This is a genomic window from Bradyrhizobium sp. McL0616 (assembly GCF_049993385.1).
Lineage (GTDB): Bacteria > Pseudomonadota > Alphaproteobacteria > Rhizobiales > Xanthobacteraceae > Bradyrhizobium.
In genome coordinates this window covers 2,256,391-2,282,715 of the sequence record NZ_CP188255.1, presented here as the reverse complement: position 1 = coordinate 2,282,715, position 26,325 = coordinate 2,256,391, and the positions used below count along the sequence as shown (strand labels likewise).

Sequence of the window (26,325 nt, the reverse complement as noted above, 5' to 3'; positions counted from 1 at the left end):
CTATCCAAAGGGAACAATACCGTGCCGCGCCAAACCCCTGTCTTTCTAAACCTTTGCCCCCTATATTGGGGGTGCCGGTTCGCCGGCTATGGAAATAAACGGTCGTCGCAATAAACCATTCGGACCCGGGGGCGGTACCCGGCGCCTCCACCAAAGCTCATCGTTCGGCGGGCTTGGCCCACTGACAAGTGAGCTTCGGCGGGGGCGAAATAGGATCGACGAGGGCGTAAAGGGCGTTCTTTTTCTCGGTATTGTTCCGCCGTTATCGGGCTATGCAATAGTTGCCAACGACAACTTTGCTCCGGTTGCTCAGGCTGCGTAACGCAGTTTGAAAGACCATTCTGAAGTCCTAACGGGTTAAGCTCCGTTAGGCGGGGTTCGGAGGCACCTGGCAACAGAAGCCTCCACTTACCTCTTATTTCCTTCCGGGCGGGGACTCCTGCTGACCCGTCAGGCGCGGTACTATTGCGGCTTGGCGAGTCGGGCCGGCAGGGCCCGTCTCCTGGAATGCAACAGGACCACCATGGCGACCGATCATATCCGATACGATGTGCTGGCCCGCGACGCGCTGCGCGGCGTGCTGCGCAAGGTGCTGACCGATGCGGCGTCCCATGGACTGCCGGGCGAGCATCATTTCTTCATCACCTTCGTCTCGAAGGCCGAGGGCGTGAAGATCTCGTCGCGGCTGCTGGCGCAGTATCCGGAAGAGATGACCATCATCCTCCAGCACCAGTTCTGGGACCTGACCGTGCTCGAGGATCGCTTCGAGGTCGGCCTGTCCTTCGGCGGCATTCCGGAGCGGCTGATCGTGCCGTTCAGCGCCATCAAGAGCTTCCTCGATCCGTCCGTGAAATTCGGCCTCCAGTTCGAAACCTCGGATGTCGCCGAGGTGGCGATCGAGACGTTGCCGGCCGCGCCGTCGGCCATAGCTGTGCCCGCGCCTGCCACTGAGCCGGCGGAGACCGCTGACGAGCCGACCCCGCCGAACCAGGGCGGCGCCGAGGTCGTGCGACTCGATCGTTTCCGCAAGAAATGATCTAGGTTGGGCGCGAGACCGTCGCGCCCGGCCAAACTGCCTATATAGAAGAGCATATGAAGAAGCCGCGCGGCGTTTCGCGCGGCAGAACGGATGTGCTCATGGCCAAGACTCCCCGCTCGAAGACTGCCCGCCCCGCTCGCTCCGCGACCCGCATCGAGACCGACAGCTTTGGTCCGATCGAGGTCCCCTCCGATCGCTATTGGGGGGCGCAGACCGAGCGCTCGCGCCAGAATTTTCGCATCGGCATCGATCGCATGCCGATTTCGCTGGTACATGCGCTCGGCATCGTCAAGCTCGCCGCGGCGCAGTCCAACCGCGAGCTCGGCCTGCTCGACCAGCGTCGCGCCAACGCGATCATCCGCGCCGCGCGCGAGGTGATCGACGGCAATCTCGACGACCATTTCCCTCTGGTGGTGTGGCAGACCGGCTCGGGCACCCAGAGCAACATGAACCTCAACGAGGTGATCGCCAACCGCGCCAATGAGCTGCTCGGCGGCGAGCTCGGCACCAAGAAGCCGGTGCATCCGAACGATCACGTCAACATGAGCCAGTCGTCGAACGACTCTTTTCCCACCGCGATGCATATCGCGGCCGCAGGCCGTATCACGGCCGATCTCGTTCCCGCGCTCGGCGAGCTGCACCGCGCGCTGCGCAAGAAGGAGAAGGAGTTCGCCAAGATCGTCAAGATCGGCCGCACCCATACCCAGGATGCGACGCCGCTGACGCTCGGCCAGGAATTTTCCGGCTATGCCGCGCAGGTCGAAAGCGGCATCGCGCGGCTGAAGGTCGCAGTGAAGGATCTCTATCCGCTGGCGCAGGGGGGCACCGCCGTCGGCACCGGCCTCAACTCCAAGCCGCGCTTTGCAAAGCTGTTTGCGAAGCACGTTGCCGGGATTACCAGGATCCCCTTCACCAGCGCGGCCAATAAATTCGAGGCGCTGGCTTCCAACGACGCCTATGTGCTGGTGCACGGCGCCATCAATTCCGTCGCGACAGGCCTGTTCAAGATCGCCAACGACGTCCGCTTGCTCGGATCGGGTCCCCGTTCGGGCCTCGGCGAACTGATCCTGCCGGAGAACGAGCCGGGCTCATCGATCATGCCGGGCAAGGTCAATCCGACCCAGTGCGAGGCGATGACCATGGTGTGCTGCCAGGTGTTCGGCAATCACACCGCCATCACAGTCGCTGGCAGCCAGGGCCATTTCGAGCTCAACGTCTACAAGCCCGTGCTTGCCTATAACATGCTACACTCGATCCGCCTGCTCGCGGACGCCGCACGGTCCTTCACCGAGCATTGCATCAGCGGCATCCGCGCCGACGAGAAACACATCAAGGAGCTGATGGAGCGCTCGCTGATGCTCGTGACTGCGCTGGCGCCGAAGATCGGCTACGACAACGCGGCCAAGGTGGCGAAAACGGCGCATGCCAACGGCACCACGCTGAAGGAAGAGGCATTGCGGCTCGGCTTCGTCTCAGCGGATGAGTTCGACCGCCTGGTGCAGCCGGAGAAGATGACGAGACCCGGGTGAATTCCGAATTCCGATAGTCATCCGTAATGATACGGAGCCAAAAAGCTCATAAATATAAGGCTAAGCGGGCAGGATTTGATTACCGTCAATGCCGCGGCGGGGATGCGTGTTACGCAAGCCTCTCCGCCCTTGGCAGGGCGAAATTCATCGTTTGATGGCCGACAGGCCGATTGACGAGGACAAGCGAATGGCGATCAAGTCTCATGGGGCGCAGTGCGGCGCCTGGTTTCTGAGTGTTTCATCCAGTCTGAGGAGGATCGGGTGATGGAGACGCGGCATGGGGAACGTCATCAACCTGAATCGTTTCAGGAAGCGCGCCGAGCGGGAAACCTCGGCGAAGCAGGCGGACGTCAACCGGGCGAAGTTCGGCCGCACGAAGGCGGAGCGGTCGGCGGAGGAGACGCGCGCGGACCAGGCGAAGGAGCACCTGGACCAGCACCGGATCGATCGCGAGGATCAGCCATGAAATCGCCCGTCGTGAAACGATCGATCGTGGTCGCCGGCCACAAGACCAGCGTCAGCCTGGAAGAGGCGTTCTGGAACGGCATGAAGGAGATCTCGGGCCTGCGTAACATGACGCTGTCCGAGCTCGTCGGCGAAATCGACGGCGGCCGCCAGCAGGGCAATCTGTCCTCGGCGATCCGCCTGTTCGTGCTCGATTATTTCAAGAGCCGCGCCATGGCCGCCATCCAGCCGGAAAAGGTCCCGGCCCTGTAGCGCCGGGGCGATTTCGCCACGCGTTCGTGATCTGCACTTTAAAATCGCTCTAAGGTGCAGCTTCGGCGCGCGAGCGCGCTTGACCTCAATGCCTTGCGTTGAAAATACAGGGCATGACCGATACCAAGACGACGCGCCCCGAGATGCCGCTGGGTCTGGCCCTGCGCGGCTACACCGGCGTCATTCAGCACCTTTCCACCAAGGACACCGGCTCGGCTCTCTCGGACATCGAGCTCGAGAGCCGGCTGATCGAGCTCGGCTTCGTCGAGGGGGCGCGGGTGGAAGTCCTGCACGAGGGGCTGGTCGGGCGCGACCCGATCGCCGTCCGTGTCGACAACATCACGATCGCGGTGCGCCGTCGTGAAGCCATGGCCATCATCGTCGCTTAGATAGCGACCGGACCCTTAATCCATGGAAGCACCCCTGCTGCATCTCGCCCTGGTGGGCACGCCAAACAGCGGCAAGACCTCGCTGTTCAATGCGCTGACCGGCAGCCGGCAGAAGGTCGCGAACTATCCGGGCGTCACCGTCGAGCGCAAGGAGGGCTTCTTCGTCACGCCCCTGGGGCGCCAGGTCTCGGTGGTCGACCTGCCCGGCACCTATTCGCTGCGCGGCCGCAGCCCCGACGAGGAGATCACCCGCGACTTCGTGCTCGGCAAGGCCTCCGGCGAGGCCCTGCCCGACATCGTGCTGTGCGTGGCGGATTCCACCAATCTGCGCCTGACCATCCGCCTGCTGCTCGAGCTCAAGCGCACCGGCCGGCCGATGATCCTCGTGCTCAACATGTTCGACATCGCGACCCGTCGTGGCATCAGTGTCGACGTCGAACGGCTGGCCAAGGAGCTCGGCGTGCCCGTGGTCACCTCGATCGCGGTGCGCAAGGGCGGCACGGCCGACCTATTGACGCTGACCGACGAGATCTCGGCCAAGCTCGCGGCCGAGCCGGCCGAGAACAGCTGGCGCGCGCTCAGCGTGGCCGAGCTGCGCGCCACCCAGCGCGAGGCCGACCGCATCATCGCCGACTGCGTCAGCCTGCCGAGCCGGCCCGACACCTGGACCGCGCGGATCGATTCCGTGGTGCTGCATCCCGTCGGCGGCCTCATCGTGCTGGCGCTGATCCTGTTCGTGATGTTCCAGGCGGTGTTTGCCTGGGCGCAGCCGCTGATGGAGCTGCTCAACTCCGGCTTCGATGCGCTCGGCGAGTTCGTGCACGCCACCCTCCCCGCCGGCCTGTTGCAGAGCTTCCTTCAGAACGGCGTGATATCAGGCGTCGGCAGCGTCATCGTGTTCCTGCCGCAGATCATCATCATCTTCCTGTTCATCCTGCTCTTGGAAGATTTCGGCTACATGGCGCGCGCCGCGTTCCTGATGGACCGCATCATGGGCGGCGCCGGCCTGCACGGGCGCGCCTTCATTCCGCTGCTGTCGAGCTTTGCCTGCGCCATTCCCGGCATCATGGCGACGCGCGTGATCGACAACAAGCGCGACCGGCTGACCACGATCCTGATCGCGCCGCTGATGACCTGCTCGGCGCGCATTCCGGTGTACACGCTGATCATCTCGGCCTTCATTCCGGCCAAGGACGTCTGGGGCTTCATCAACCTCCAGGGCCTCGTGATGTTCGGCCTCTACGCGACCGGCATCGTCAGCGCGCTTGCCGTCTCGTTCCTGATCAAGTTCTTCATGCTGCGCGACTATGCGCCGGCGCCGTTCATGCTGGAGCTGCCCGACTACAAGATGCCGCGGCTGAAATCGATCGCGATCGGCGTCACCACGCGGGCAAAGATGTTTTTGCACCGCGCCGGCACCACGATCTTCTCGATGATGGTGCTGATCTGGTTCCTGGCCTCGTTCCCGCAGCCGCCGGCGGGCGCGACCGAGCCCGCCATCAACTTCAGCTTGGCTGCGATCATCGGCAAGGCGCTCGAGCCGCTGCTCGCGCCTGTCGGCTTCAACTGGCAGATCGCCGTCGCGCTGATCCCGGGCATGGCAGCGCGCGAGGTCGCGGTCGCAGCGCTCGGCACCGTCTATGCGATCGAAGGCGGCAAGGAAGCGGCCGAGCAGATCGGCCAGGTGCTTGCGACGAAATGGTCGCTGGCAACCGCGCTGTCGATGCTCGCCTGGTACATCTTCGCCCCGCAATGCGCCTCGACGCTGGCCGTGATCAAGCGCGAGACCGGAAGCTGGGTCTGGATGGCGACGACGTTTGCGTACATGCTGGTGCTGGCCTATGCGGCGAGCCTCGTGACCTACAACATCGCGGTGGCGCTCGGGGCGGGGTAGCCCCCTCCCCACTAAAATGGCGAAAACAACCCCATGCACAGTAGACGGCGGCTGTGAGATCAATGGGTTATGCGTGTACAAAAATCATCCGGCCGTAGCCCGGATGGAGCACAGCGCAATCCGGGCTACGGAGTCGGTTGACCCGTCGGGCAAAACAGGCGCACGATGGCATCATCCCCAAAACTTCAGGGCACCTGCACCTGCACCGGCTTTCCAAGCTCGGCCATCGAGCCCGGGGCAATCACCAGATAGCGGCGACCGCCTTCTGCGTTCCCCTGAACGACTTGCCTGATCGGGCCCAGCGCATTGACGATTGCCGAGCCGGCGGGGTTGGTCATGAAGCTCGCGATCGGCTCGAGGGCTCCGCTACCGTCGGGAAGATTGGCAAGCGCAAGGGCATAGGGGCGCCTTGGCTCAAGGCCGGTGACCGCGGCCTGCAACACCTGCGACAGGCCCTGGTCGAACAGGCTCACGCTGGTTGACGCCTGGGCCGCTCCCGGGGCGACCATCGCGAAATGAGCGACATGACCAGCGACATCGAGCTGCTGCAATGCATTGGTCCCGGGATTCACTGCGCCGTCCATGACGCTCATCGCTTCGTTACCTTGCATGCCCATGCCGGGCACGGCATTGGGAACATACGCGACGGCCTGGGGCGCCTGGCCGATCGGGACACTGGCGATGACGCGGTTGGTGAGCGTATCGACAGCGATCATCTGGTCGTCGTTCTCCAGCCCGACATACACCCGTGTACCATCTCCGGAAGGCCAGATGCCGTGCGGCAGCTTGCCGACCGGAATCGTCGCGACCTTCGCGAAATCGTCAGTGCGGTACACCTGAATCTCATTGAGTCCGCCGACCGTGATGTAGGCAAACTGACCATTGGCGTTGCGGACAATGTTGACGTGGTTCGTGATCGGTCCGGTGTCGAGGGTCTTGAGCAAATTGAACGGCGGCCGCGCGTCAAAGACCTGCGCCTTGCCGGTGTCCTTGAGGGTGAACCAGACCTGCGCGCCATCCGGCGTTGCCGCGATATCCGGGCAGAACGGGCTCGCCTGGGCGACTTTGCCGACGATCGCATGATCGGCGACCGAAATGACGGTGGTTTCAGGATTGAAGGACGAGCAGACGTAACCGTATTTGCCATCCGGCGAGAAGATCTGCATGCCCGGGCCGTTCGGCAGAATGATGCGCGTCTTCTCCTGATAGCTGGTCGCATCGAGGACAGAGACGTAGTTCTCACCACGCACGGTCACCCAGACCTCCTTGCCATCGGGCGTGAAGAAGGCCTCGTGAGGCGAGCGTCCGACATAGGTCGTGTGTTTGACGGTATTGGTCGCCGTGTCGATGAACGTCACCGAATTAGACCCGATCGAGACAACCGCGAGCGTATGATGGTCGGGCGAATATCCCATTCCATGCACGAGAAGCTGACCGCGGTAGAGAGGACTGAAATTCGCCGGCGATGGCGAGCCAAGGCGAATGACGCCGAGCAGCTTGTTGTCGGCGGGATCTGTCACCGACACCGTGTTGGAGAATTGCTCGGCCGCGTAGACGCGATCGTGATGGCTGATCGGAATGTCGGCTGCCGTCGCAAGCCCGGGAGCCTGCCCGGCCCATGCCGGGACGGCCAGCATGTTCATCACTACGGAAGAGACCGCAATTTTCAGCATTTGGCGCATCATGTTTGCCTCCTTATTCCTGTAGCGCGGTCGACGCGATCGCCGAACGCGTCGGTCTCTCGCCAAGCGAGAGGCGCATCGCCGCAATCTCCTGCTGCTGCTCGACCACGATTTCCTGCGCGATCCGGCGCAGCAGCTCATTATGGCCATGACGAAGCTCGGCCTGCGCCATTTCAATCGCGCCCTGATGATGAGCAATCATCATCGATGAAAAGTCGCGATCGACGTCTCCGGACGGCTCGACAGTCATGCCATCCATCATGCGCTGCATGGCAACGCGATTTTCGGCGACGAACGGGGCCTCGTCCCCACACAGCTCGGACATGATTGAGAGAGAATGTCCCGGCCGCTGGCCCCATTGATGCTCGGTCGCGAACGCAGCGACAACAATGGCCGTCGCAACAAGCGAGGCTTTCCAGATCTTCATCGCGGCAGTCCCTTCATAAGATTGCGACATCACTTGAACTCACTTCTCGACCTGGTGGAGCCGCCGCAGCAGAGTCAAATTATCTTCGATATGCCAGTTCTCGGCGATGCGCCCGTTGGCGACGCGATAGATATCGGTCGCAATGAAGTCGATCTCCTCGCCCTTCCCCTGGCTCTCGTTGAACCGGCCGGTGAAGTGGCCGCGGAAATGGAGGTGCGTCACGACGCGATCTCCGGCGACGATCATCTGCTCGATCTCGCAGGTGAGATCAGGGATGGCCGCACGCACGAATTTCGACGCGGCAAGAGGCCCTTGGACGCCCTGGGCGCGTCCGGCCGGCAGCGTCCGGTCCACAAAGTCGGGAGCCAGTGCCGCCATGGCAAATTTCTCCTCGCCGGTGTTCCAGAACGTATCGTAATTGCTGGCGGCGAGGATCCGTGCCTCGGCCTCCGCTCTCGGCAGGCTGCCATCGACGATAAGCTGTTTTGGCTGCACCAGTTCGGCTGCAAAGGCCGCCGTCGCAATTGCCATCGCGGCAACCGCATTCGCGACCGCCGCCGCGGCCCGGCAAAGGCGCGGGCAACGCCGCACGTGTCGATGAAGCGAAGTCATTGCCATGTGGACGTCCTTCCTCAGGGGGCGGTTGTCGCTTTGGCGGCTATCGCTTTCAACACACCCGACATCATCTCGACCGCGGGCTTGGCAGCCACGCCGAGGCCGTGCCGGCGCGCGAGGTAAGCGGGATCATTGTAGCCGAGCCAGGTTGCGCCGGTCTCGTCCTGCCAGACCAGCACTTTCAACGGCAGGTCGATGCCGATCGTCTGCATCGACTGCATCAGCGGCGTGCCGCCCTTGGCCGCCCCGAAGATCAACAAATCCGTCGACCGCAATGGCAGCCCAACGGCACTGGCGCCTGCTGCATGATCGATATGCGCAAAAACAGTCATGCCCTTGGCGCGGACCTCGGCCTCGCAACGGTTCATCGTGTCCTCGGGACCGAAGCTGCTGCGCAGCGCGATCAATCCATCAGCGGCCATTGCTTGTACTCCCGACAGCGTTATTGCGATGAGAGCGAGGGCGAGTGTCCTTGCTAACCCCGACATCATCTTGGTTTGAACAATGTGGCCGGGTCGAACTCCGGCTGGGGCACAAAGCCCTCACGATTGGGCATGACGACCGCCGGCAGGTTTTCGCGGTCAAGCTTTCCATCGGATGGCAGGATGCCATTGAGGTTCAGTATGTAGGCGGCAACAGCATAGGTATCGTCCGCGCTTAGCGAACCCGGCGCCTGATATGGCATCGCCCTGTGAATGTAATCGAACAGCGTGGTCGCATAGGGCCAGTAACTTCCCACGGTCTTCACCGGAGCGTCAGACGTGAGTGTACCCTTGCCGCCCGCGACGCGGTCCTTGATCCCGCCGACACCATTGTCGCCGTGGCAGACCGCGCAATTATCCGCGAACACCTGCTTGCCCTGAACCACCGTACCGCTGCCAGGGGGAAGTCCGCGTCCATCGGGCCTGACGTCAATGTCCCATAGCGCGATCTCGTCCGGCGTCGCCGGACGGCCGAAATCATCGGCAAGCGCGGGCATCGCCAGGGCGAGTGCTGCGACGGCTGCGAGAACGACCTTGCTAGTCGAGGACATTGCGAACTCTCCCGGTCTCGTCGATGCTCCAGGTCTGCTGCGCATTGTAGTGGAAGAGCGCGTTGGTCCCGGTTGCCGCGATGAAGGACTTTCGATCAGGCTGGACGTTCCCCTGATCGTCGGTCGAACGGCTAACGATCCTGGTCGGCTTGCCGTCCCATGCCCAATCCATCTGAAAGCGCGTCTGCGCCTTGGCCAGTGCCGGCGAACCGAGCTGCGCCTCCTTCCAGGTCTTCGCGCCATCGGTCGATATCTCGACCTTCGTGATCCTGCCGTGTCCGCTCCAGGCTAACCCGGTGATGCGACGATAACCCGGTTTGATCACCATGGTCCCGGAAGGCGACGTGATGACGGAATTGGTCTCCATCCGAAGCTGGAACTGAATGGCTTTTCCGTTGGCCTGAAGCTGCGTGTACCGCGCCGTCTCCCAGCGCGTCATCCAGGGCTGGTCGCCGAACTTGAGCCGCCGGAGCCACTTGATGTTGAGGTTGCCCTCGAAGCCCGGCATGATGAGCCGCATCGGAAAGCCATGCGCGGGGCGCAGCGGCTCGCCATTCTGGCCGTAGGCCACGAACGCTTCGTTCAGGATTTCGTCGGTGAGAGGGATGCTGCGCGCAACGCCCGCAGCGTCGCCACCCTCGGCAAGCACCCATCGCGAATTGGATTCCTTCCCCACCAGATCGATCAGGAATTTGAGGGGAACTCCGGTCCATTCGTTGGTGCTGACAAGTCCATGCGTGTTCTGCACGGTCAGAGTTCCGTCGGCCTTCTTCCAGTTCTCCCAGCCGTTTCCGGTGCACTCGATGAAGACAACCCGCGAAATCGACGGCATGGCCTTCAAGTCTTCGACATTGAAAACCAGCGGCTTCCGCACCATGCCGTGGATCAGCAGGCGGTGCAGCGCCGGATCAAGATCGGGTGCGCCGGAATGGCTTCGCTCGTAGTGCAGGTCCGACGGGGTGATGCTGCCGAATAATTTATCGAGAGGCGTCTTCGAATTGATCGCATCGCCTGGATCGATATTGCGCTTGCCCGGACCAGCCTCGGGAATGCGCGCGATTTTGGTATATTTTGACCGCTCGCTGTGGCCACTGAGATCCGTACCATCCTCGCGCGGCGGCACATCTGCCAGCGTTTCTGCGGCGGCGTGACCAGCGACCATGCTTCCGACCAGGCCTGTGGATGACGCTATGAAGCCTCTCCGAGATAAACTGACCAGCCGGCGGTCGCGATCGACGACTCCGACAGGATTTTGCTCTTCGGCCATCTCGACGTCCTCAAGGTCGCTACAATGATCACACGATACCCCTATCGAAACGCGAGCGCCCTGATGCAATTCTGAAAAATTCTGAAGGTGGCTCTGATCGAGCCACGTTATCGTGCTTTTTCGAAAACTCTCCGCGTGAGGCCCTGTCGAAGATGCCTGCTGAAGTTCGTTCGCTGGTCTACAAGTCGGGCGATTGGGAAGTTGATATCGCCCGGCGCGAATTGCGCTCGCGAGGCGTTGTCGCGCCTCTTGACGGCCGTGCGTTCGAGGTCATCGAGATTCTCGCGCGAGCGGCGGGTTCCCTCGTCAACAAATGCGATCTCATCAACGGCGTCTGGCCCGGTGCCGTGGTCGAGGAAAACACGTTGCAGCCCCACATATCGACGGTTCGAAAGGCGCTGGGGTCGGATCGCACAATATTGAAGACCGTCGCGGGGCGCGGCTATCAGCTGCTGGGAACGTGGACAGTTCAGCAGAACGATACGCCGCCGGTCCCGGCAAACCCGACGCCCGCCGCTGAGTATCGCTGCACCATCGGAACAACTTTCCGGCAGCAACATCGCCGCTGATCGGGCGGGAGATCGTCACGCAGCACCTTCTGGATCCTCGTCCGGCCATCGCATCGTCACGCTCACCGGACCTGGAGGCATCGGCAAGACAGTGCCGTGCATGGCAGCATAACTGTCGCTTTGGCGTGAACCCCAAAATGCCGTTTGCACTCATCGTGTCCGAGCGTCATAGTTTCGTAACGCTGCCCGGATGTTCGAACCGGAGCCTAGTGATCAAGCGGGAGGCTTTGCCATGCAAGACGTCGAGACTCGGGTCATTGGCAAGGTGATGTGGCGGCTTATTCCGTTCCTGATCTTGTGCTACTTCGTAGCCTATCTCGACCGCGTCAATGTCGGCTTTGCCAAGCTGCACATGAACCAGGCGCTTGGGTTGAGTGAAGCCGCCTTCGGGCTCGGCGCCGGCTTGTTCTTCGTCGGATATTTCCTGTTCGAAGTGCCTTCCAATATCTTTCTGGAGAAAGTCGGCGCGCGCGTCTGGATCGCCCGCATCATGATTACGTGGGGGATCGTCTCGGCGGCTTTCGCATTCATCCCGTCGATATCGGCAGCAACGGGAATTCCGACGACGGGCGTCTTCTATTCTCTTCGTTTGCTGCTCGGCGCCTGCGAAGCGGGTTTCTTTCCCGGCATCATCTTCTATTTGACGCTCTGGTTTCCCGCGGTTTACCGCGCCCGGGTCATCAGCCTGTTCATGCTGGCAATCCCGATTTCGTCCATCATCGGATCACCCATCTCCGGCATGCTGCTCGGCGTGACCGGCTGGGGACTGGAAGGCTGGCAGTGGCTGTTCATTCTCGAAGCTCTGCCGTCGGTTCTGGTCGGCATCGGCGTCCTGCTCTATCTGACCGATTTCCCGCGCCAGGCCCGCTGGCTGCAACCGGACGAGATTGCCTGGCTGGAGAACGTGCAGGCCACCGAGAAGCGCAACAAGGAGCGCGTGGAACATTTGTCCCTGGGACAGGCGCTGACCGATCCCCGCATTTTGGCGTGCGCTCTGGTGTACTTCTGCCTGAACGCCGCAAGTTACGGCGTGGCGTTCTTCTTGCCGACCATCATCAAGGGCTTTGGCGTCAGTGACACCCAGACCGGTTTGCTCGCGGCACTACCCTTTGTTTTCGGAGCCGCGGGCATGGTGGTGCTCGGTCGTCATTCCGATCGGACCATGGAGCGAAAGGGGCACGTTGCCGCAGCGCTCCTGATGGCAGCGGTCGGGATCGGATTGGCAGGTCTCGTGTCCAACTCCGTGCTCATCATGGCGTTGCTTTGCTTTGCACAGATCGGCGTCTCCGCGGTGCCCCCGATGTTCTGGCCACTGCCGGCAAGTTTCCTGACGGGCGCATCGGCCGCCGCCGGAATCGCCGCGATCAACTCGCTCGGAAATCTGTCCGGTTTCGCCGGTCCCTACGCGATGGGCTATCTGAAGGATTTGACCGGCAATTTTACCGCGGGCCTGCTCTTGCTGGCGGGTTGCGCGCTGGTGGGCGCAATCGTTGTCGTGATGCTGCGGATCGATGCAAGGCGCGAGCAGTTGCCCGGTGAAATTGCGATGGCGCACTAGACTGCATGATGGCCGGCCGCTGCTGCGGGGCCGTTGATCCGTCGTGCAAAACAGGCGCACGATGGCATCATCGGCCCCAGCGGCATCAAGATCGCGACCAGATCCAAAGCGACTATTTGCTTTCATGAATAGCTTCAGCACGACGAGGCTGATCGCCGAGCGACTGCGCGAAGATCACCTCGCCGACCTCGTCGAACTCCACCTCGATCCCGACGTGTCCCGCTATCTCGGCGGCGTGCGTTCGGCCGAGGTCACGACGACCTATCTCGCGACCAACATGGCCCATTGGGACCAGCACGGTTTTGGGCTCTGGGCGCTGCGAACAAAGGACGGCGCGTTCGCCGGACGGGCGGGAATCCGGCACATCCGCGTGGACGGCATCGATGAGATCGAGATTGCCTACACCTTCAAGCGCGGTCTCTGGGGCCAGGGATTTGCGAGCGAGATCGCGATCGCGCTGACGGACATCGGCCTGTCACAACTCAAACTGCCGTCGCTCATCGGCCTGGTCTTCGTCGAGCACAGCGCATCCCGCCGCGTGCTGGAGAAAGCGAACTATGTGCTCGAGAAAAGCACGACGCATCACGGCGAAGACGTCGTGATTTACCGCATCCAGCGGTGAGTATAAATCCGGATTGTCCGCTTCTGGGGTGCCGGGCCGACGAGGCCTAACCGGCACGTAAGGCGTGCAAATGACGCAAAGCAGCAGGCGCTTTGTGCGACTGATGAGTTTTCCAGCCCTCGTGGCAAGCGAGAACTCCAGGTTCACACATTCACTGACAAACCAGTACGGGAGTTTTCGCTTGCGTCAGCACCTTGTTTGTCACACTGCCGATTAGAAGCATGGAGAGTCCGCTACGCCCATGGGATGACATAACGATGAGATCGCAACCTTTATTCTCAGCCGCTGCGATGATGGCTTGATGGGGTTGCCCGTTCTCCACTTGAATCGGTTCGCAGGAAACGCCAGCCTCCTTGGCCGCCTTTGCCGCGCGATCCAACGCGCTCGTGGCCTGTTCCTTGCGCAGCTCAGCATATGTTGCGACTGCTTCACGGAACCTTCCTGTCATTTCTGAAAACGGCTCCACAACGAAGATTGCAGATACCTTGGCTCCAAGGGATTTCGCCAGCGCCAACCCGTGCGCCACTCCGTGCTCCGCTAGCTCGGACCCATCAGTCGGAATGAGAATGTGCCGGTACATGCTTCGCCTCCCGCTCGTCTGGATGCATCACTGCCTTCCGTATGCAAGCTGGGCCCGCATTTCGGATATAGTCTTGAGATAGATCAATCTCCTGGCCCAACGCCCCGCGACCCAGATGCCAGCATTGGCGCAAGAGGCCCGGCAGTCCGAGATGATCGCCGTCACTTCAATCTCGATGCGGGCCGATGCCGGCGTCGGTACGATCGTCCATTGGGCACCTGTTTCGTCGAATCTAGAGTTCTAGACTTCGCTACTTGCCACCCCCGCCCGGCCACGCGGCCATGGCCGCCTCGGCTGCCCCTCTCAACTCCGTCGGCGTCGCGCCGTCCTTGGCCTGGATGGCCATGCCCTGGAAGACGCTGAGATAGAACCGGCTCAGGGCTTCAATGTCGGTTGCGGCGGGCAATTCGCCAGTGGCGACCGCAGGCTCCAGCCGCGCGCGAAAATTTCCGAGCATGTCGAGCCGGACCTTCCTGACCACGCGGGCGATCGAGGCCGGCCATTCGTCGCCAACGGCGCCCAGCACGGCCATGCAGCCGGCCGGTGCCGAGCGGGATTTCGGCAGGGTCTCGGCCGCCCCGATCAGCAGGTTCTCGATGCCGTCACGCGCGGTTGCTCCTTCCGCAAGCCTGTCCCAGACCGGAGGTCCCTGGGTCAGGACGTAATGCTCGATCGCCGCAAGATAGAGCGCCTCCTTGCTCTCGAAGGCCGCATAGAGGCTCGGCGAGCGGACGCCCATGGCGTCGCACAGATCGTTCATCGAGGCCGCCGCAAAGCCCTTGCGCCAGAACAGCAGCATCGCGGCCTCCAACGCCGCCTCCCGATCAAATTCCCGTGGCCGACCCGCCATGACGTCTCTTTCTGTAATGGTCAACACATAATTCGCTTGACGCCGGCGATCAAGCCACCACTTATTCTGTGTCGATCACTACAGAATTGAATTGGAGAGTACGATGACGCTGGCAGGAAAACGGGCCCTTGTGACGGGCGCAAGCAGAGGTATCGGCGCGGCCATCGCAAAGGCGCTGGCCGCGGAAGGCGCGGATGTTGCGATCACTTACGAAAAGTCCGCAGACAACGCCGCGAAGGTCGTTGACGCCATCAAGGCGACTGGGCGAAACGCCGTGGCGATCCAGGCCGACAGCGCCGATGTTGCCGCTGTCCAGGCCTCGGTCGAGAAGACCGTCGCCGCATTGGGCGGACTTGATATCCTGGTCAACAATGCCGGCATTCTTCGCCTCGGCGGCCTCAACGATATCTCGCTCGCGGATATCGACGCGCTGCTGAACGTCAATGTCCGCGCGCCGATCGTCGCGAGCAAGGCCGCGCTGCGCCACCTTGGCAAGGGCGGCCGCATCATTACCATCGGCAGCTATTTCGCCGACCGCGTGCCCTCGCCGGTGCTCGGCCTGTATTCGGCCTCGAAGTCGGCGCTGATCGCGTTCACGAAGGGACTGGCGCGGGAGCTCGGCTCAAAGGACATCACGGTCAACCTCGTGCAGCCCGGCTCGATCGACACCGACATGAACCCTGCGAGCGGCCCGACCGCAGAGACGCTGAAGCAGTTCATGGCACTCGGCCGCTACGGCGCGCCCGACGACATCGCCAACGCCGTGGCGTTCCTTGCGAGCGCGAAGGCGAAGTACATCACCGGTTCGACACTGACGGTGGACGGCGGCGCGAACGCGTAGGCGGCCGGGAGCAAGCGGCCGGGCCAAGGTTTAGCCCGGCCGAGTTCTTCACAACAGCAATTGTCGTCTCTTCGTGCCACGCCATCTGATCTGGGCTGGCTGGCCATGACGATGCTATGCTTCGAACATGTCTGGAAGCCGCTCTGTACTGCTTGATCTCGACGGGACGTTGATCGATTCCCGTCCCGGCATTGCCGCAAGCTGCCTCACTGCTCTGCGTACGCTGGGACACGGCCCTGACGAAACGTTCGACATCACGCCCTTCATCGGGCCGCCACTCGAAGACGTGCTGCGCGCTTTGCTCCAGACATATGACGACGACCGCCTCGATGAGGCCGTGCTGGCCTATCGTCAGCACTACGGCGAGATCGGCTATCTCGGGAGCGAGCTTTATTCCGGAATTGGCGACGCTCTCGAAGGCATGCGGCAAGCCGGCTTGCGAATTTACATGGCCACGTCGAAGCGGGAGGTCTTTGCCCGGCGGATCGCAGAGCATCTGAATTTGACCGGATATTTCGACGGCATCTACGGCTCGGTGGACGGCGGCGCGCTGGATCACAAGCCTGAATTGCTCGCTCACATCCTGTCCGAACGGAAACTGGTTGCTTCGGACGCTCTCATGGTCGGAGACCGCCGGCACGACATCGTCGGCGCTCACGCGGTCAGGATGCGCGGCCTCGGCGTGCTCTGGGGGTATGGCAGCCGGGGTGAGCTTGAAACGGCGGGCGCGGATCATCTGGTGGACCGCAGCACTGACCTCGTTCATGCGGTTTTATCGATGCTGGCGTGATTTTGTCCGATTCGAACGGCAAGAAATACGCACTCGAATTTGAATGGCGTTCCCGCCATCGACTGTCTATGGTCGATTCATGTCGCGCCTCGCATGTCTATTTGTTGCTGTCGTACTGTCGCTGCTGCCGGTTACCGCGCCGGCTGCGCCAATGCACAAGAAGCCAGCACAGAGCTGGCATGGCTACGGCTTCCTGCCGGGCTATCGTCAACCGCTGAGCAATAGCCAGCCGCTCTTTATGCAGAAGAACGGCCTGCAGCGTTACGCGCGCGAAAACCAGCGCCCCTGGTATATCGACCCGGTGCCCTACTATTACCGCTATAACGGCGACCGGCGCTATTTCGGCCGGCCCGGCTTCGCCGGCCCGCGCTACAATGGCGGCAGCTTCGGCCCGTGCTGGACGCGGACACCGATCGGCGCGGTCTGGAATTGCGGCTGAGCCGCCGACCTTACCTGAAATAACCCAGCACGAGATCGGTATCGGAGCTTCCCGCCACCGTGCCGTTCAGCTCGGCGTCGATGACGCGGCGGCAGGCTTCGATCGCGGCGTGGTCGCCGAGATCGTTGGCGGCTTCCAGCACGAGCCACGCGGCGTCGACGGTGGCTCTCTCCGGAGCCGATCCGCTCGTCTCGGCGTTGAGGCTCTTGGCCTTGCGAATCGCGGTGCCGAATTGAGGCAACATTGCAAATACTCCCCTGCCAATTCCCGGATGATGCTCAGTGGATCTGGAGCTCGGGCTGACGACCCTGGGTGGGGTCGGCGCCGGCGCTGTTCTTGCGCGACTGGTAGAACTTCAAGACGCTGCGTGAGGTCTCGATCTTGAGCCGGCCGAAATCGCGCTCGTTGTCATGGAGCTCCCGCGCCGTGATCAGATGATCCTTGGCGCCGAGGAACAGCAGCGACATGGTCGTGTCCCAGGAGAAATCGAGCGCCTTGCACAGCACCAGCAAGATCTCGCGGTTGCGGTCCATCATCGCGCGCTCGATCACATCGACCGGCAGCGCCGAGAGCAGCGACAGGCCGATCTGCACCTCGTCGAGACGGTGCTGGCGTGCATAGTTCGAGATCGAATCCTGGTTGAGGTTGCCCTGCCGGTACTGCGTCGTCACCACGCGCTTGGCGACGAAATAGCTGCGCGACGAGGGACCGAATTTTGATTGCAGATCGCCGGTGACCTCGGTCACCGAGCTCTGGATCTGCGCCATCATTTCGGGGCGCTCGGTCCCGAGCCGGCGGCGGACGTCTTCCGACGCTTTCGAGATCAGTTGCTGGAAGATGTGGCGCGGCACGTCCTTGCGCAGGCCGAGCTGCTCGGCGAGGATCGAGTCACCCTCGGCGCGCCTGACCATGTGCAACAGGCCCGAGCCGGAGAAACGCGCGCCCTCGTTCTTGGCGACCGAGGTCACGACCTCCTGGTCGCCACGCTTGACCAGCACGTCGGTGACGGCCTCGCCGATCGACTTGCGCTGGGCGATCGCGAGCAGATGCGACTGGCCCTTGGTCATGGCGCTCTCGATCAGCACCTTCTCGTCAAGCCGGGTGGATTCGCGCAGCACCGGGCCGGCGACGGCGATCTCGTCGTCGAAGGCAAGTTGCGCGACGACATTGAGCGGGGCGTGATCGCAGGCGGCCATGAGCTCCGAGAGCTGCACGCGCGCGACAACCTCGATCTCCTCGGCAAGCCGCCCGATGACCTCGCCGAACATGCTGATCTCGTCGTCGACGTAGCGACCGGTGATCAAAAGGTCGGTCGCGTGCCACAACGCCCGCGTCCGGCTTTCGTCGGTGCCGCGCGCGATTGCGTCGTCCAGATCCTGTAGAATCGATTTCGCCCCGTTCATCTCGATCACCCCAGTTCTTGGTCCCAGTTCTTGGCGAGCCGTCCCGCCGCTTCTGGCGCGACGCCGGATTCCTCTGGGAACAGACACTAGGGATCAAACGCGAGAATCCGGTAAAATCGGCAGCTCAGTTTTGCCGAGCAAAATTCCTTAAAATGCGAGGGAATGTGTTTACGGGTGAGCCATGCCTCGGCCTAATGGTTCGAGACGCGCCGTAAGGCGGCGCTCCTCACCATGAGGGTCTGAGATCTCGCCGCGAAACGAGATCTCATCCTGAGGAGCCCGCCAACAGCGGGCGTCTCGAAGGATCGGCCGCGAATGCGATAGCCTTCTCTTAAGGATTCGACGGCGTCAGGACCAGCGGCGGCTTCGGCTTGAGTCTTGGCGGCGGCGGGCCCGGGGCCGGCCTCACCTCGATCGGCGGCGGCAGCGGCGCGATCTGCTGGCTCGCGAGCGGCAGGCTTGGTACGGCGGGCGCGGCCTGCGGCGCCTTCGGCATCGGCGCGGCCTTGGATTCGGCCTTGGGTTCAACCCTGGGCCTGGCCGGCGCGCGGCGCGGGTCGCGGCCCGGCATCGGCACGTCGGTCAGCGACGGCTCGGGCACGGGCTCGGGAGAGACCAGCGTCGGCAGAGCCGCGGTCGCCGGCGGCGGCTCGCCGCGCTCGATGGCATCGAGCCGACGCGTCTCGCGATCGATCGTCCGCACGGCAAGCCACGAGGACAGCGGCGCGAGATCGACGGTGCGGTTGAGCCTGTCGGGGGGACCTGCCGCGAACAACTGGATCTCCGGCGGAGCGCCGGAGAGGCCGGTCATGATTGGCGTCAGGCTGGCGCGGATGTCAGCCTGGTCGGCGGGAATATCGTAGCCGCCGGAGACGATGGCGCGCGCGTTCTTCGCTTCCAGCGGCGTGGCGCCGACCCGCAGCCGACCGTCGCGGATCGTGAACGGGATCTGCGCCGAGGCGACCGCAATGGGACCTGCCGATAGCGCGGGCTCGACGAGCTGACGAAGCCGGTTGTCGTCGACGACCTGGCCGCCGTCGCTGGCGCGGATTGCGATCTCGAAGGCGCGCGGATTGAGGCCGGCGATCTCGGCGGAGTCCAGCGTCACCGTGCCATTGCCGGCGAGCGCGCCGGTCAGGGCGGCAACACTGCGGCCCTGGCTCGTCAGCGCCATCTGTATCGACGCGCGCCCTTTCGGCAAAGCGAGATCGCGATAGCGCAGCGTTGCCGCATCGACATTGATCAGATCGAGACGCGCGTTCAGCGCAAGGCCATTGGCGCCATTGCGCGCATCGAGGCTTGCAATCATCTCACCGCCGCCAACGCCGCCCTTGAGTGCATCGAGCGCGAGCGATTGGCCGTCGCTCCTGAGCGTGCCGCTGAAGGGGCGTATTTCGATTCCGCCCGGCAAGCTTCCGCGCAACGCCTGAAAGGCGATGCGGCCGCGCCAGCCGGTGACGAGCCCCGCGCTCAGGGGCTCGCCGGCAGCTTGTCCGGCCGCGCCGATGACCAGCGCGAGCGCGGGCGCAAGATCGAGCGAGTCCAGCCCGACTTCACCGTCGACACTCTTCTCCTGGTTCAGCGTCATCGCCAGATGGCCACGCAGGTGCGAGCCGGCGGCAGTGCTGTCGAGATCGTCGAGGGTGAGCTTGTTGCCGGACAGGCCGACGCGGGATGAAAGGCTGACGTTTTGAGCCGATTTGTCGGCCGGGCTGGTCCCGAACAGCGGCGCCAGATTGGCGTTGCGCACGCGCAGGTTCACGCTGGCCTTCGGCTCCGGCGTCGACAATTCGACGCTGCCTTGCGCATCCGCATCCAGCCCGCCGCCACTGAGCTTGGCGTTCAATTGCAGCGGCCGGCGCCACGCGCCGCTGAGCTTAGCCTCGATCTGCGAGGCGCCCTCGCCTGGGGCGACCATGCGATCAAGGCCGAGCAGCGCCGTCAGCGTGCTGGCCTGCGGCGTCGACAGTTTCGAGTCCAGCGTGAAGTCGCTGTTGCGCAGGCGGTCGAGGTCGATGCCATTCAGCGCCGCCACTGGTGTCTGCGCGGCCAGCGTCGCGGTGGCCTTGAGCTGCGGCGCATCGAGGTCGAGCACGATTCGCGCGTCGCTGCGGTCGGCATGTTCGGTGTTCTTGTCGAGGCTGAGGTCGAGCTTCAGGCGCGTCGCACCGGGCAACGATGGGAGGGCATCGAAGCGTGCGCGCACCGCCGGCGCGAACGGCTCGATCAATGCAGTGAGTTCGTGCAGCGAATTGGCCGACGATTTCAGCGCGAGCCGGCCGGTCGCGTGGGCGCGGTCAAAATTGCCGCTTGCGTCCGTGGTCACGCCGCTCGCCTGACCGAACCGCAACTGCTCCAGCGACAGCGAATTCGGGCTATAGCCGAGCTTGGCCGCGAATGGACGCAGCTCCTGGCCGGCGGAAATCGCGCGGCCGACGTCGAGCGAGAGCTTTGCTTCCTCCGGCCATTCGCCCTGCGGGCCCGCGAGCGCCCGGACAAAACTCGCGACGGCATCGAGATCGAGACGGTCGGCCTTGAGCTCGGCGTCGATCCGCGAACCTTTGTTCGCGCCGGTCTGAACGAAGGCGATCCGTCCCTCCACAGTGCCGCCTTCGACGTCGGCTTTCAGTCTGTCGATCGCGAGATGGTTGGCGGCGATCGTCACGTCACCCGCAAGGCGCAGTGGCTTGGTGCTGCGGCGGTTGACCTCGTTGCGGCCCTGGAGCCACGCCACCAGCGTATCGGGATCGGAGGATTCGACGCTGAGGCGACCGCTGAAACTGTCGGAGCCCGGAGCCGCGCCGTTCAGCGCAAGCTGCGTCATGCCGGGCGCGCGCAGGTCGAGCCGCTGAAAGGTCCAGGACCGGCCGTCGGTCGTCAGCTCAGCCGTGATGTTCTGGAGTGGACGGCCGCCCAGCATGATCTGATCGGAGTTGAACTCGATCTGCGCCGGGATCGGCGCCTGCGGGATCGCCGCAAGGCCCGCGCGCAGCGCCGGCAGGATGCGCAGCGGCTCGGCATCGCCCTTGCCGGCGAGCTTGTCGGCATCGACCTGGCGTGCCGACAGCACTGCGCGCAACAGCGGAGAAGCGCCAAATCGGAGGTCGCCGACACCACCGGCCTTGAGCGCATTGTCATCAGTGCCAATACTTGCATCGACCTGGTCGAATTTCGCTCCGGCCGGATCGGCCTTGAGCTTTGCGGTCAGCTTCCAGGGCGTCGGTCCCGCCTCGCCCGGCTTCTTCGTCGCGGGCACGGCCAGCGTCAGCGCACCGTCGAATTTCGGCAGGCGATTGTCGAAGGCCAGCACGCCTTCCAGATCGGCCAGGAAGGCGCGTTCGCCGGGATCGATGTTGAGGTGCAGGCGCGTGGCGCTGCCATCGGCACTCGGGCCGGAGGAGATGCGGAACGGATAGCGCGCGCCTGCGGCGGTGAAATTGCCGTCGCCCCGCACGGAACCTGCGAGCGAGCGCACATCGCCGGAGAAGGCAATGTCGCTCAGCTCCAGCGTCGCGCGGCTGGCGGCATCATGCAGGGCGATGCGGCCGGTGAGGTTCAGCCGTTCGATGGCAAGGGAAGCAAGATTGAAGGTGCCGCTCGCGGTGGACGGCAGGTCGACCCGTCCCTTGGCGTCAAGGCCGAGATCCACCGCCATGCCGTTGACCGACAGCTCGGTGGCGCGCCATTCGCCGCGCATCAGGGAGCTCAGGCTGAACTCGACGTCGAGCTTGTCGGCGCGCAGGCGGCCGAGATCGTTGTTGCCGCCGAAGGTGACCGAGCGCAGCCGCAGGGTCGGCGCCGGCAGCAGCCGCGCGTTGAGCTCACCCGCCACCCGCACCGGCACGCCGATGATCCGGGTCGCCTCCGCCTCGAACTGGGGCCGGAACTGGTTCCAGTCGACGAAGTAAGGCCCGATCAGCGCGGCCAAAAGCGCTAAGATAAAGGCAATCGCCAATCCGAGCAGCGTCGTCTGCACGGGTCTCCCCTCGGCCAAGCCGGCACCAAGACCAACCTTGGCCTCCAAACCCTGACCGCAAAGGCTTCAGGCGCGCCGGAACAACCCCTTATATAGGGGGAAGTGTGGCGAAGTCACAGCGACTGTTGCGCGCGGAGGTTAATGCCGGCGCCCTTCACCAGCTCGCCGGCAGGTGTTTGAGGCCGCGCAGCACGAAGGTCGGCCGCCATTCCGGGGTCTCGACGTTGTCGATGCGCAGATCGGGCAGCCGCCGCAACAGCGTGGCGATGGCGATCTCGGCCTCGATGCGTGCCAATTGGGCGCCCAGGCAGAAATGGATGCCGCCGCCGAACGACAGCGGCCTGACGTTGGGACGGGTGATGTCGAGCCGGTCGGGGCGATCGGGATAGACCGCCGGATCGCGATTGGCCGAGCCGAGCAGGCAGAGCACGCTCTCGCCCTTTGGGATTTTCTTGCCGCCGAGATCGTCGATCTCCTCCAGCGTGACGCGTCCGGTCATCTGCACCGAGGAATCGTAGCGCAGGAACTCCTCGATCGCGCCCACCATCAGCTCAGGCCGCGCCTTGAGCAGCGCGAGCTGGTCTGGGTTACGATGAAGTGCAAGGAGGCCGTTGCCGATCAGATTGACGGTGGTCTCGTGGCCGGCGCCGAACAACAGGATGATGTTGGCGGTCAGCTCCTCATTGGTGAGCTTGTTGCCGTCTTCCTCGGCCTGCACCAGCTGGGTGGTGAGGTCGTCCCCGGGACTGCGACGGCGCAGCTCGAACAGCTGCTGGAAATACATCTGCGCCATCATGTTGCCGGCGTTGCCCTTGGCGATCTCCTCCGGCGTGAGCGGCACGGGATCGAGCAGGCGGCCACCGTCGCGCGAGCTGTTGTAAAAGACCTCGCGATGGTCCTCGGGGATGCCGAGCATGTCGCAGATGATGGTGACAGGCAGGCGGAAGGCAAAATCCTCGATCAGGTCCATGTGGCCGCGATCGATCACGGCATCGATGGCCTGGTCGACGATCTCCTGGATCCGCGGCCGCATGTCCTCGACCCGGCGGGCGGTGAAGGCCTTCACCACCAGGCCGCGCAGGCGGGTGTGGTCGGGCGGATCGGATTGCAGCATCCAGTGGCCCATGCTGCGGAACACCGGCTCGTTCAGGATCTGAGGGCCATAGCGGCGCGTCGTGCGCTCGACAAAATCCTTGCCGAAGCGCTTGTCGCGCATCACGAGGCTGACATCGGCATGTCGGCTGGCGACGAACTGGCCGAACGGCGTCACATGGATCGGATCGATCGTGCGCAGCCGGTCGTAATGCGGATAGGGATCGCGGATGAAGTCCGGCGACAGCGGGTTGAACAGCGGATCGCCGCCGGCGGGTTGCACTTGCTCGTTCATGGTGACCTCAAACCGGTTGCCGCATGACACGAATACGCCGATCGCTCCCTTGGTTGCGCGGCGTAACCATCCCTAAAACTATAAACTCGATACATTGTTGTATCGAGTTGCATTCTGCCCTAACCTGGCGCGATGTCAAGGGTGAGAACCAGGCCGACCAGGGACGACACGCGCGACAGACTGTTCGAGGCGGCCGCGCGTGTATTCGAGGAGGACGGCATCGGCGGCGCCAGCATCGAGGCGATCGCGGCGGCGGCAGGCTTCACCCGCGGCGCGTTCTATTCGAACTTCAAGAGCAAGGACGAGTTGATCATCGCCATGCTCGAAGACCATGTCGAGCAATCGATCCGGCGCAACATGGACATCCTCGCGCAGCACAGGAATCTCGACGATTTCATCGCGGCGTTGAAGGGGATGGATCGCACCCGACAGGATCCACTCGGGCGCTCGCCCCTCCTGCATATGGAGATGATCCTCTTCGTCGCGCGCGCTGAAAAACGCCGGCCCGAGCTTGCGAAGCGCCTGCGCCGCAAGCTGATCGCCGACATCGTCGAGGCCACGCTGAAGAGCAACGCGCAGGGCGACACGCTGAACCCGCCCTGGATGGCCTCCGTCGTGCTGGCCCTCGAAGACGGCTTTCGCCTGCACCGGCTGATCGATCCGGAAACGACGCCGGCCGACAGTTTTTTGCGGGCGATTACGGATCTGCGGCGGCGGACGGGGTTAGCATCGGAGTGAGCACGGCTGAAGCGCCCGATACATGTCTGATGTCTGCTTCCAGGGATCAGGCAGACTTAAGCGGACAACTCCGGCATTTCGCCTTTTGACCCTGAACGGACATGAAGATTGCTCCGCCCCTGCCGCAGCATTCAACTCGATCACTCAGGAAGACCAGTGAGGCGGAGGCCGGAATCAAATGCGGCCAAATCCTCGGGACGGCGCAGCGGCCACATGTGGGCGAAATTGGAGATACCCGAAGTTGGATCGATCTGGTGCAGGCGTCCGACCGTCTTGCGCACCTCGTCGTCGCGCCCTACCATGGCTGCGCTCACCGCGGCCATAATGATCGCCGCGACATAATTTGGATTCTGTCTTAGAGTTCTTTGGGCCCAGGAAAGCGCCTCTTCGTAGCGGACGGCGAAGAAGTGAGCCAGCACAATACCGTTTTGCACAATAAAGATGAGCGGATCGAGCGGGCTTAGGCGGATTGCGCGTTCCAGATGGTCAATCGCGAGATCCGGGTCGCCGAGAAAAACCCTGACGTATCCGCTGAACCGCCAAGCCATTGCCAGGTTGGTATTCAGCACAAGGGCTCGGTCGATCAGGGCGGTACCGTCGTCGAGGGCACCAACCACGAAGGCAAGTGCGAAGCCGGCCTGAGAAAGCGCCACGGGGTCGTCGGTACCGAGTCTTGCCGCTGCGCGGGCCAATCGTTCCGCTTCAGCGGTTTCCCGTTCACGATCGACTATCCAACCATTTGCCTTTCGCCAGACGTAGCAATACGCACACATCCCGTAGGCGGTGGAAAAATTCTCATCGGCGCTGATCGCTTGCTGAAAGTTCTGCAGCGCCTCAAGGTTGGCCTGTTTCGTTCCTTGATAGATATTCGCCATACCCCGTAAAAAATAGTCGTAGGCCGCCAATTTTTCTGTCGGCTTGCGCTTGGCGCGTTCGATTTCGGCCTGTTCGAGTTTAGGCGAGATCGCTCCGATAACGTTTGTAGTCACTTCGTCCTGAAGATCGAAAATATCTTCAAGACTGCCGTCAAAACGATCCGCCCATAAATGCAATCCAGTCGACGCGTCGATCAGCTGCCCTGTAATGCGCACCTTGTTTCCGGCCTTACGAACGCTGCCCTCCAGCACATAGCGTACCCCCAGTTCCCGACCGACCTGCTTGATGTCGACCGCCTTGCCTTTGTAGGTGAAGCTCGAATTGCGGGCGATGACGAATAGCCACGTCATGCGTGACAGAGCAGTTATGATGTCTTCCACCATGCCATCGGCAAAATACTCCTGTTCGACGTCGCCGCTCATGTTCGTAAAGGGCAGCACCGCGATGGAAGGCTTGTCGGGTAGCGCAAGCATGGGCCGGTCAACCTCGGGTGGCGGATTCACGGTCTCGCCGGCAGGCCGCGCGCGCCACGCCCGCATCGGCTCAGAAATGTTTTTCAGCGACTGGTGACCCATGTCGTCATATGCGACTTCCGTTTTACCCCGGATCTGGCGATGAGCATCGTCCGAAATGCAGATGCCGCCGGCGTCGGCTATCCCCTCAAGGCGCGCGGCGATATTGACGCCATCGCCAAAAATATCGTTGTCGTCAATGATGATGTCGCCGACATGGATGCCAATGCGAAATTCGATGCGCTTGGCTCCAGGCACATCCATATTGCCCTTCGTCATGCCGCTCTGAACTTCGACAGCGCATCGAACCGCATCCACTGCGCTGGCAAATTCGACTAGCATCCCATCGCCCGTGGTCTTGACGATACGGCCGCGGTGCTCGGCGATCTTGGGGTCGACAAGCGCCCGCCGGCACTCCTTCAGCCTCGCCAGCGTACCCTCTTCATCCACGCCCATGAGGCGACTGTAGCCGGCAACATCAGCCGCGAGCACGGCCGCAAGACGTCGCTCAACCCGGGGGGCAGTCATATTCAAGTTCCATGTGGGAGATTTGTACGCGCGGGTTAGTCTGAAATTGCCGAGAGTGCTCTTG

The 26,325-nt window shown here is 63.0% G+C and carries 26 protein-coding genes and 1 other RNA gene; 14 read left to right on the top strand and 13 right to left on the bottom strand.

Features of this window, described 5'->3' with window-relative positions; genetic code table 11:
* Nucleotides 1-34: 34 nt before the first annotated feature.
* From ssrA to feoB, 7 genes are all read left to right on the top strand, one after another.
* Nucleotides 35-409: a transfer-messenger RNA gene (ssrA, locus tag ACPPVR_RS11030) on the top strand.
* A gap of 114 nt (nucleotides 410-523) precedes the next feature.
* Entirely contained in the window at nucleotides 524-1,036 is a 513-nt protein-coding gene (locus ACPPVR_RS11025; protein ID WP_426614247.1) for an SspB family protein, read from the top strand.
* A gap of 101 nt (nucleotides 1,037-1,137) precedes the next feature.
* Nucleotides 1,138-2,568, top strand: a complete 1,431-nt coding sequence (fumC, locus tag ACPPVR_RS11020; RefSeq protein ID WP_426614246.1) for a class II fumarate hydratase — start codon at nucleotides 1,138-1,140, stop codon at nucleotides 2,566-2,568.
* Nucleotides 2,569-2,845: 277 nt separating this feature from the next.
* Nucleotides 2,846-3,034 (top strand): DUF4169 family protein, encoded by a 189-nt coding sequence (locus ACPPVR_RS11015; RefSeq protein WP_426614245.1) that lies wholly within the window; start codon nucleotides 2,846-2,848, stop codon nucleotides 3,032-3,034.
* A complete protein-coding gene (locus tag ACPPVR_RS11010) occupies nucleotides 3,031-3,285 on the top strand; it encodes a ribbon-helix-helix domain-containing protein (RefSeq protein WP_426614244.1) in 255 nt (84 codons plus the stop codon). Before ACPPVR_RS11015 ends, ACPPVR_RS11010 begins: the two co-directional genes overlap by 4 nt.
* Nucleotides 3,286-3,398: 113 nt before the next feature.
* The gene (locus ACPPVR_RS11005; protein ID WP_426614243.1) at nucleotides 3,399-3,674 is read left to right on the top strand and encodes a FeoA family protein; all 276 of its coding nucleotides are present in this window, start codon (nucleotides 3,399-3,401) and stop codon (nucleotides 3,672-3,674) included.
* A 22-nt stretch (nucleotides 3,675-3,696) separates the two neighbouring features.
* Nucleotides 3,697-5,568 carry a ferrous iron transporter B gene (gene feoB, locus ACPPVR_RS11000; protein ID WP_426614242.1) on the top strand — a complete coding sequence of 624 codons (1,872 nt, stop codon included), beginning with the start codon at nucleotides 3,697-3,699 and terminating at the stop codon, nucleotides 5,566-5,568.
* A gap of 185 nt (nucleotides 5,569-5,753) precedes the next feature.
* Here the strand turns inward: feoB and ACPPVR_RS10995 are convergent, their stop codons facing one another.
* The 6 genes from ACPPVR_RS10995 to soxC all read right to left on the bottom strand — a co-directional run bounded on the left by ACPPVR_RS10995 (nucleotide 5,754) and on the right by soxC (nucleotide 10,592).
* Entirely contained in the window at nucleotides 5,754-7,250 is a 1,497-nt protein-coding gene (locus ACPPVR_RS10995; RefSeq protein WP_426616071.1) for a YncE family protein, read from the bottom strand.
* Between the two features lie 13 nt (nucleotides 7,251-7,263).
* On the bottom strand, nucleotides 7,264-7,521 hold the full coding sequence (locus ACPPVR_RS10990; RefSeq protein ID WP_426614241.1) for a DUF305 domain-containing protein: 258 nt from the start codon (nucleotides 7,519-7,521) through the stop codon (nucleotides 7,264-7,266).
* Nucleotides 7,522-7,716: 195 nt separating this feature from the next.
* Nucleotides 7,717-8,208, bottom strand: coding sequence for an ester cyclase (locus ACPPVR_RS10985; protein ID WP_426614240.1), 492 nt, complete (start codon nucleotides 8,206-8,208; stop codon nucleotides 7,717-7,719).
* Nucleotides 8,209-8,309: 101 nt separating this feature from the next.
* Nucleotides 8,310-8,714, bottom strand: coding sequence for a DUF302 domain-containing protein (locus ACPPVR_RS10980; protein WP_426614239.1), 405 nt, complete (start codon nucleotides 8,712-8,714; stop codon nucleotides 8,310-8,312).
* Nucleotides 8,715-8,779: 65 nt separating this feature from the next.
* Nucleotides 8,780-9,325: a c-type cytochrome gene (locus tag ACPPVR_RS10975; protein WP_426614238.1), complete on the bottom strand. Its 546-nt coding sequence runs from the start codon at nucleotides 9,323-9,325 to the stop codon at nucleotides 8,780-8,782.
* Nucleotides 9,312-10,592 (bottom strand): sulfite dehydrogenase, encoded by a 1,281-nt coding sequence (gene soxC / locus ACPPVR_RS10970; RefSeq protein WP_426614237.1) that lies wholly within the window; start codon nucleotides 10,590-10,592, stop codon nucleotides 9,312-9,314. The genes ACPPVR_RS10975 and soxC overlap by 14 nt, the downstream gene beginning before the upstream one ends.
* Before the next feature lie 152 nt (nucleotides 10,593-10,744).
* Between soxC and ACPPVR_RS10965 the strand changes: the two genes are divergently transcribed.
* The 3 genes from ACPPVR_RS10965 (at nucleotide 10,745) to ACPPVR_RS10955 (ending at nucleotide 13,341) form a co-directional block, all read left to right on the top strand.
* Nucleotides 10,745-11,161 carry a winged helix-turn-helix domain-containing protein gene (locus tag ACPPVR_RS10965; protein ID WP_426614236.1) on the top strand — a complete coding sequence of 139 codons (417 nt, stop codon included), beginning with the start codon at nucleotides 10,745-10,747 and terminating at the stop codon, nucleotides 11,159-11,161.
* A 232-nt stretch (nucleotides 11,162-11,393) separates the two neighbouring features.
* Entirely contained in the window at nucleotides 11,394-12,719 is a 1,326-nt protein-coding gene (locus tag ACPPVR_RS10960; protein WP_426614235.1) for an MFS transporter, read from the top strand.
* A gap of 124 nt (nucleotides 12,720-12,843) precedes the next feature.
* Entirely contained in the window at nucleotides 12,844-13,341 is a 498-nt protein-coding gene (locus tag ACPPVR_RS10955) for a GNAT family N-acetyltransferase (protein ID WP_426614234.1), read from the top strand.
* A gap of 151 nt (nucleotides 13,342-13,492) precedes the next feature.
* Here ACPPVR_RS10955 and ACPPVR_RS10950 read toward each other — a convergent pair whose 3' ends face one another.
* Nucleotides 13,493-13,921, bottom strand: a complete 429-nt coding sequence (locus ACPPVR_RS10950) for a universal stress protein (RefSeq protein ID WP_426614233.1) — start codon at nucleotides 13,919-13,921, stop codon at nucleotides 13,493-13,495.
* A 250-nt stretch (nucleotides 13,922-14,171) separates the two neighbouring features.
* Nucleotides 14,172-14,771: a TetR/AcrR family transcriptional regulator gene (locus ACPPVR_RS10945; RefSeq protein WP_426614232.1), complete on the bottom strand. Its 600-nt coding sequence runs from the start codon at nucleotides 14,769-14,771 to the stop codon at nucleotides 14,172-14,174.
* Between the two features lie 103 nt (nucleotides 14,772-14,874).
* Between ACPPVR_RS10945 and ACPPVR_RS10940 the strand changes: the two genes are divergently transcribed.
* The 3 genes from ACPPVR_RS10940 to ACPPVR_RS10930 all read left to right on the top strand — a co-directional run bounded on the left by ACPPVR_RS10940 (nucleotide 14,875) and on the right by ACPPVR_RS10930 (nucleotide 16,841).
* Nucleotides 14,875-15,612 (top strand): 3-oxoacyl-ACP reductase family protein, encoded by a 738-nt coding sequence (locus ACPPVR_RS10940; protein ID WP_426614231.1) that lies wholly within the window; start codon nucleotides 14,875-14,877, stop codon nucleotides 15,610-15,612.
* Nucleotides 15,613-15,739: 127 nt separating this feature from the next.
* The gene (locus tag ACPPVR_RS10935; protein WP_426614230.1) at nucleotides 15,740-16,402 is read left to right on the top strand and encodes an HAD hydrolase-like protein; all 663 of its coding nucleotides are present in this window, start codon (nucleotides 15,740-15,742) and stop codon (nucleotides 16,400-16,402) included.
* Between the two features lie 79 nt (nucleotides 16,403-16,481).
* Nucleotides 16,482-16,841: a hypothetical protein gene (locus ACPPVR_RS10930; protein WP_426614229.1), complete on the top strand. Its 360-nt coding sequence runs from the start codon at nucleotides 16,482-16,484 to the stop codon at nucleotides 16,839-16,841.
* A gap of 10 nt (nucleotides 16,842-16,851) precedes the next feature.
* On the opposite strand, the gene ACPPVR_RS10925 is transcribed toward ACPPVR_RS10930, so the two are convergent.
* From ACPPVR_RS10925 to ACPPVR_RS10910, 4 genes are all read right to left on the bottom strand, one after another.
* Entirely contained in the window at nucleotides 16,852-17,085 is a 234-nt protein-coding gene (locus ACPPVR_RS10925; RefSeq protein ID WP_426614228.1) for a hypothetical protein, read from the bottom strand.
* Between the two features lie 34 nt (nucleotides 17,086-17,119).
* A complete protein-coding gene (locus tag ACPPVR_RS10920) occupies nucleotides 17,120-18,244 on the bottom strand; it encodes a DUF2336 domain-containing protein (RefSeq protein ID WP_426614227.1) in 1,125 nt (374 codons plus the stop codon).
* Nucleotides 18,245-18,575: 331 nt separating this feature from the next.
* Nucleotides 18,576-22,220 carry an AsmA-like C-terminal region-containing protein gene (locus tag ACPPVR_RS10915; protein ID WP_426614226.1) on the bottom strand — a complete coding sequence of 1,215 codons (3,645 nt, stop codon included), beginning with the start codon at nucleotides 22,218-22,220 and terminating at the stop codon, nucleotides 18,576-18,578.
* A gap of 154 nt (nucleotides 22,221-22,374) precedes the next feature.
* Nucleotides 22,375-23,607: a cytochrome P450 gene (locus ACPPVR_RS10910; protein WP_426614225.1), complete on the bottom strand. Its 1,233-nt coding sequence runs from the start codon at nucleotides 23,605-23,607 to the stop codon at nucleotides 22,375-22,377.
* 132 nt (nucleotides 23,608-23,739) lie between these two features.
* Here ACPPVR_RS10910 and ACPPVR_RS10905 point away from each other — a divergent pair, with 132 nt between their 5' ends.
* Entirely contained in the window at nucleotides 23,740-24,345 is a 606-nt protein-coding gene (locus ACPPVR_RS10905) for a TetR/AcrR family transcriptional regulator (RefSeq protein WP_426614224.1), read from the top strand.
* 140 nt (nucleotides 24,346-24,485) lie between these two features.
* Here ACPPVR_RS10905 and ACPPVR_RS10900 read toward each other — a convergent pair whose 3' ends face one another.
* A complete protein-coding gene (locus ACPPVR_RS10900) occupies nucleotides 24,486-26,261 on the bottom strand; it encodes an adenylate/guanylate cyclase domain-containing protein (protein ID WP_426614223.1) in 1,776 nt (591 codons plus the stop codon).
* Nucleotides 26,262-26,325 lie beyond the last annotated feature (64 nt).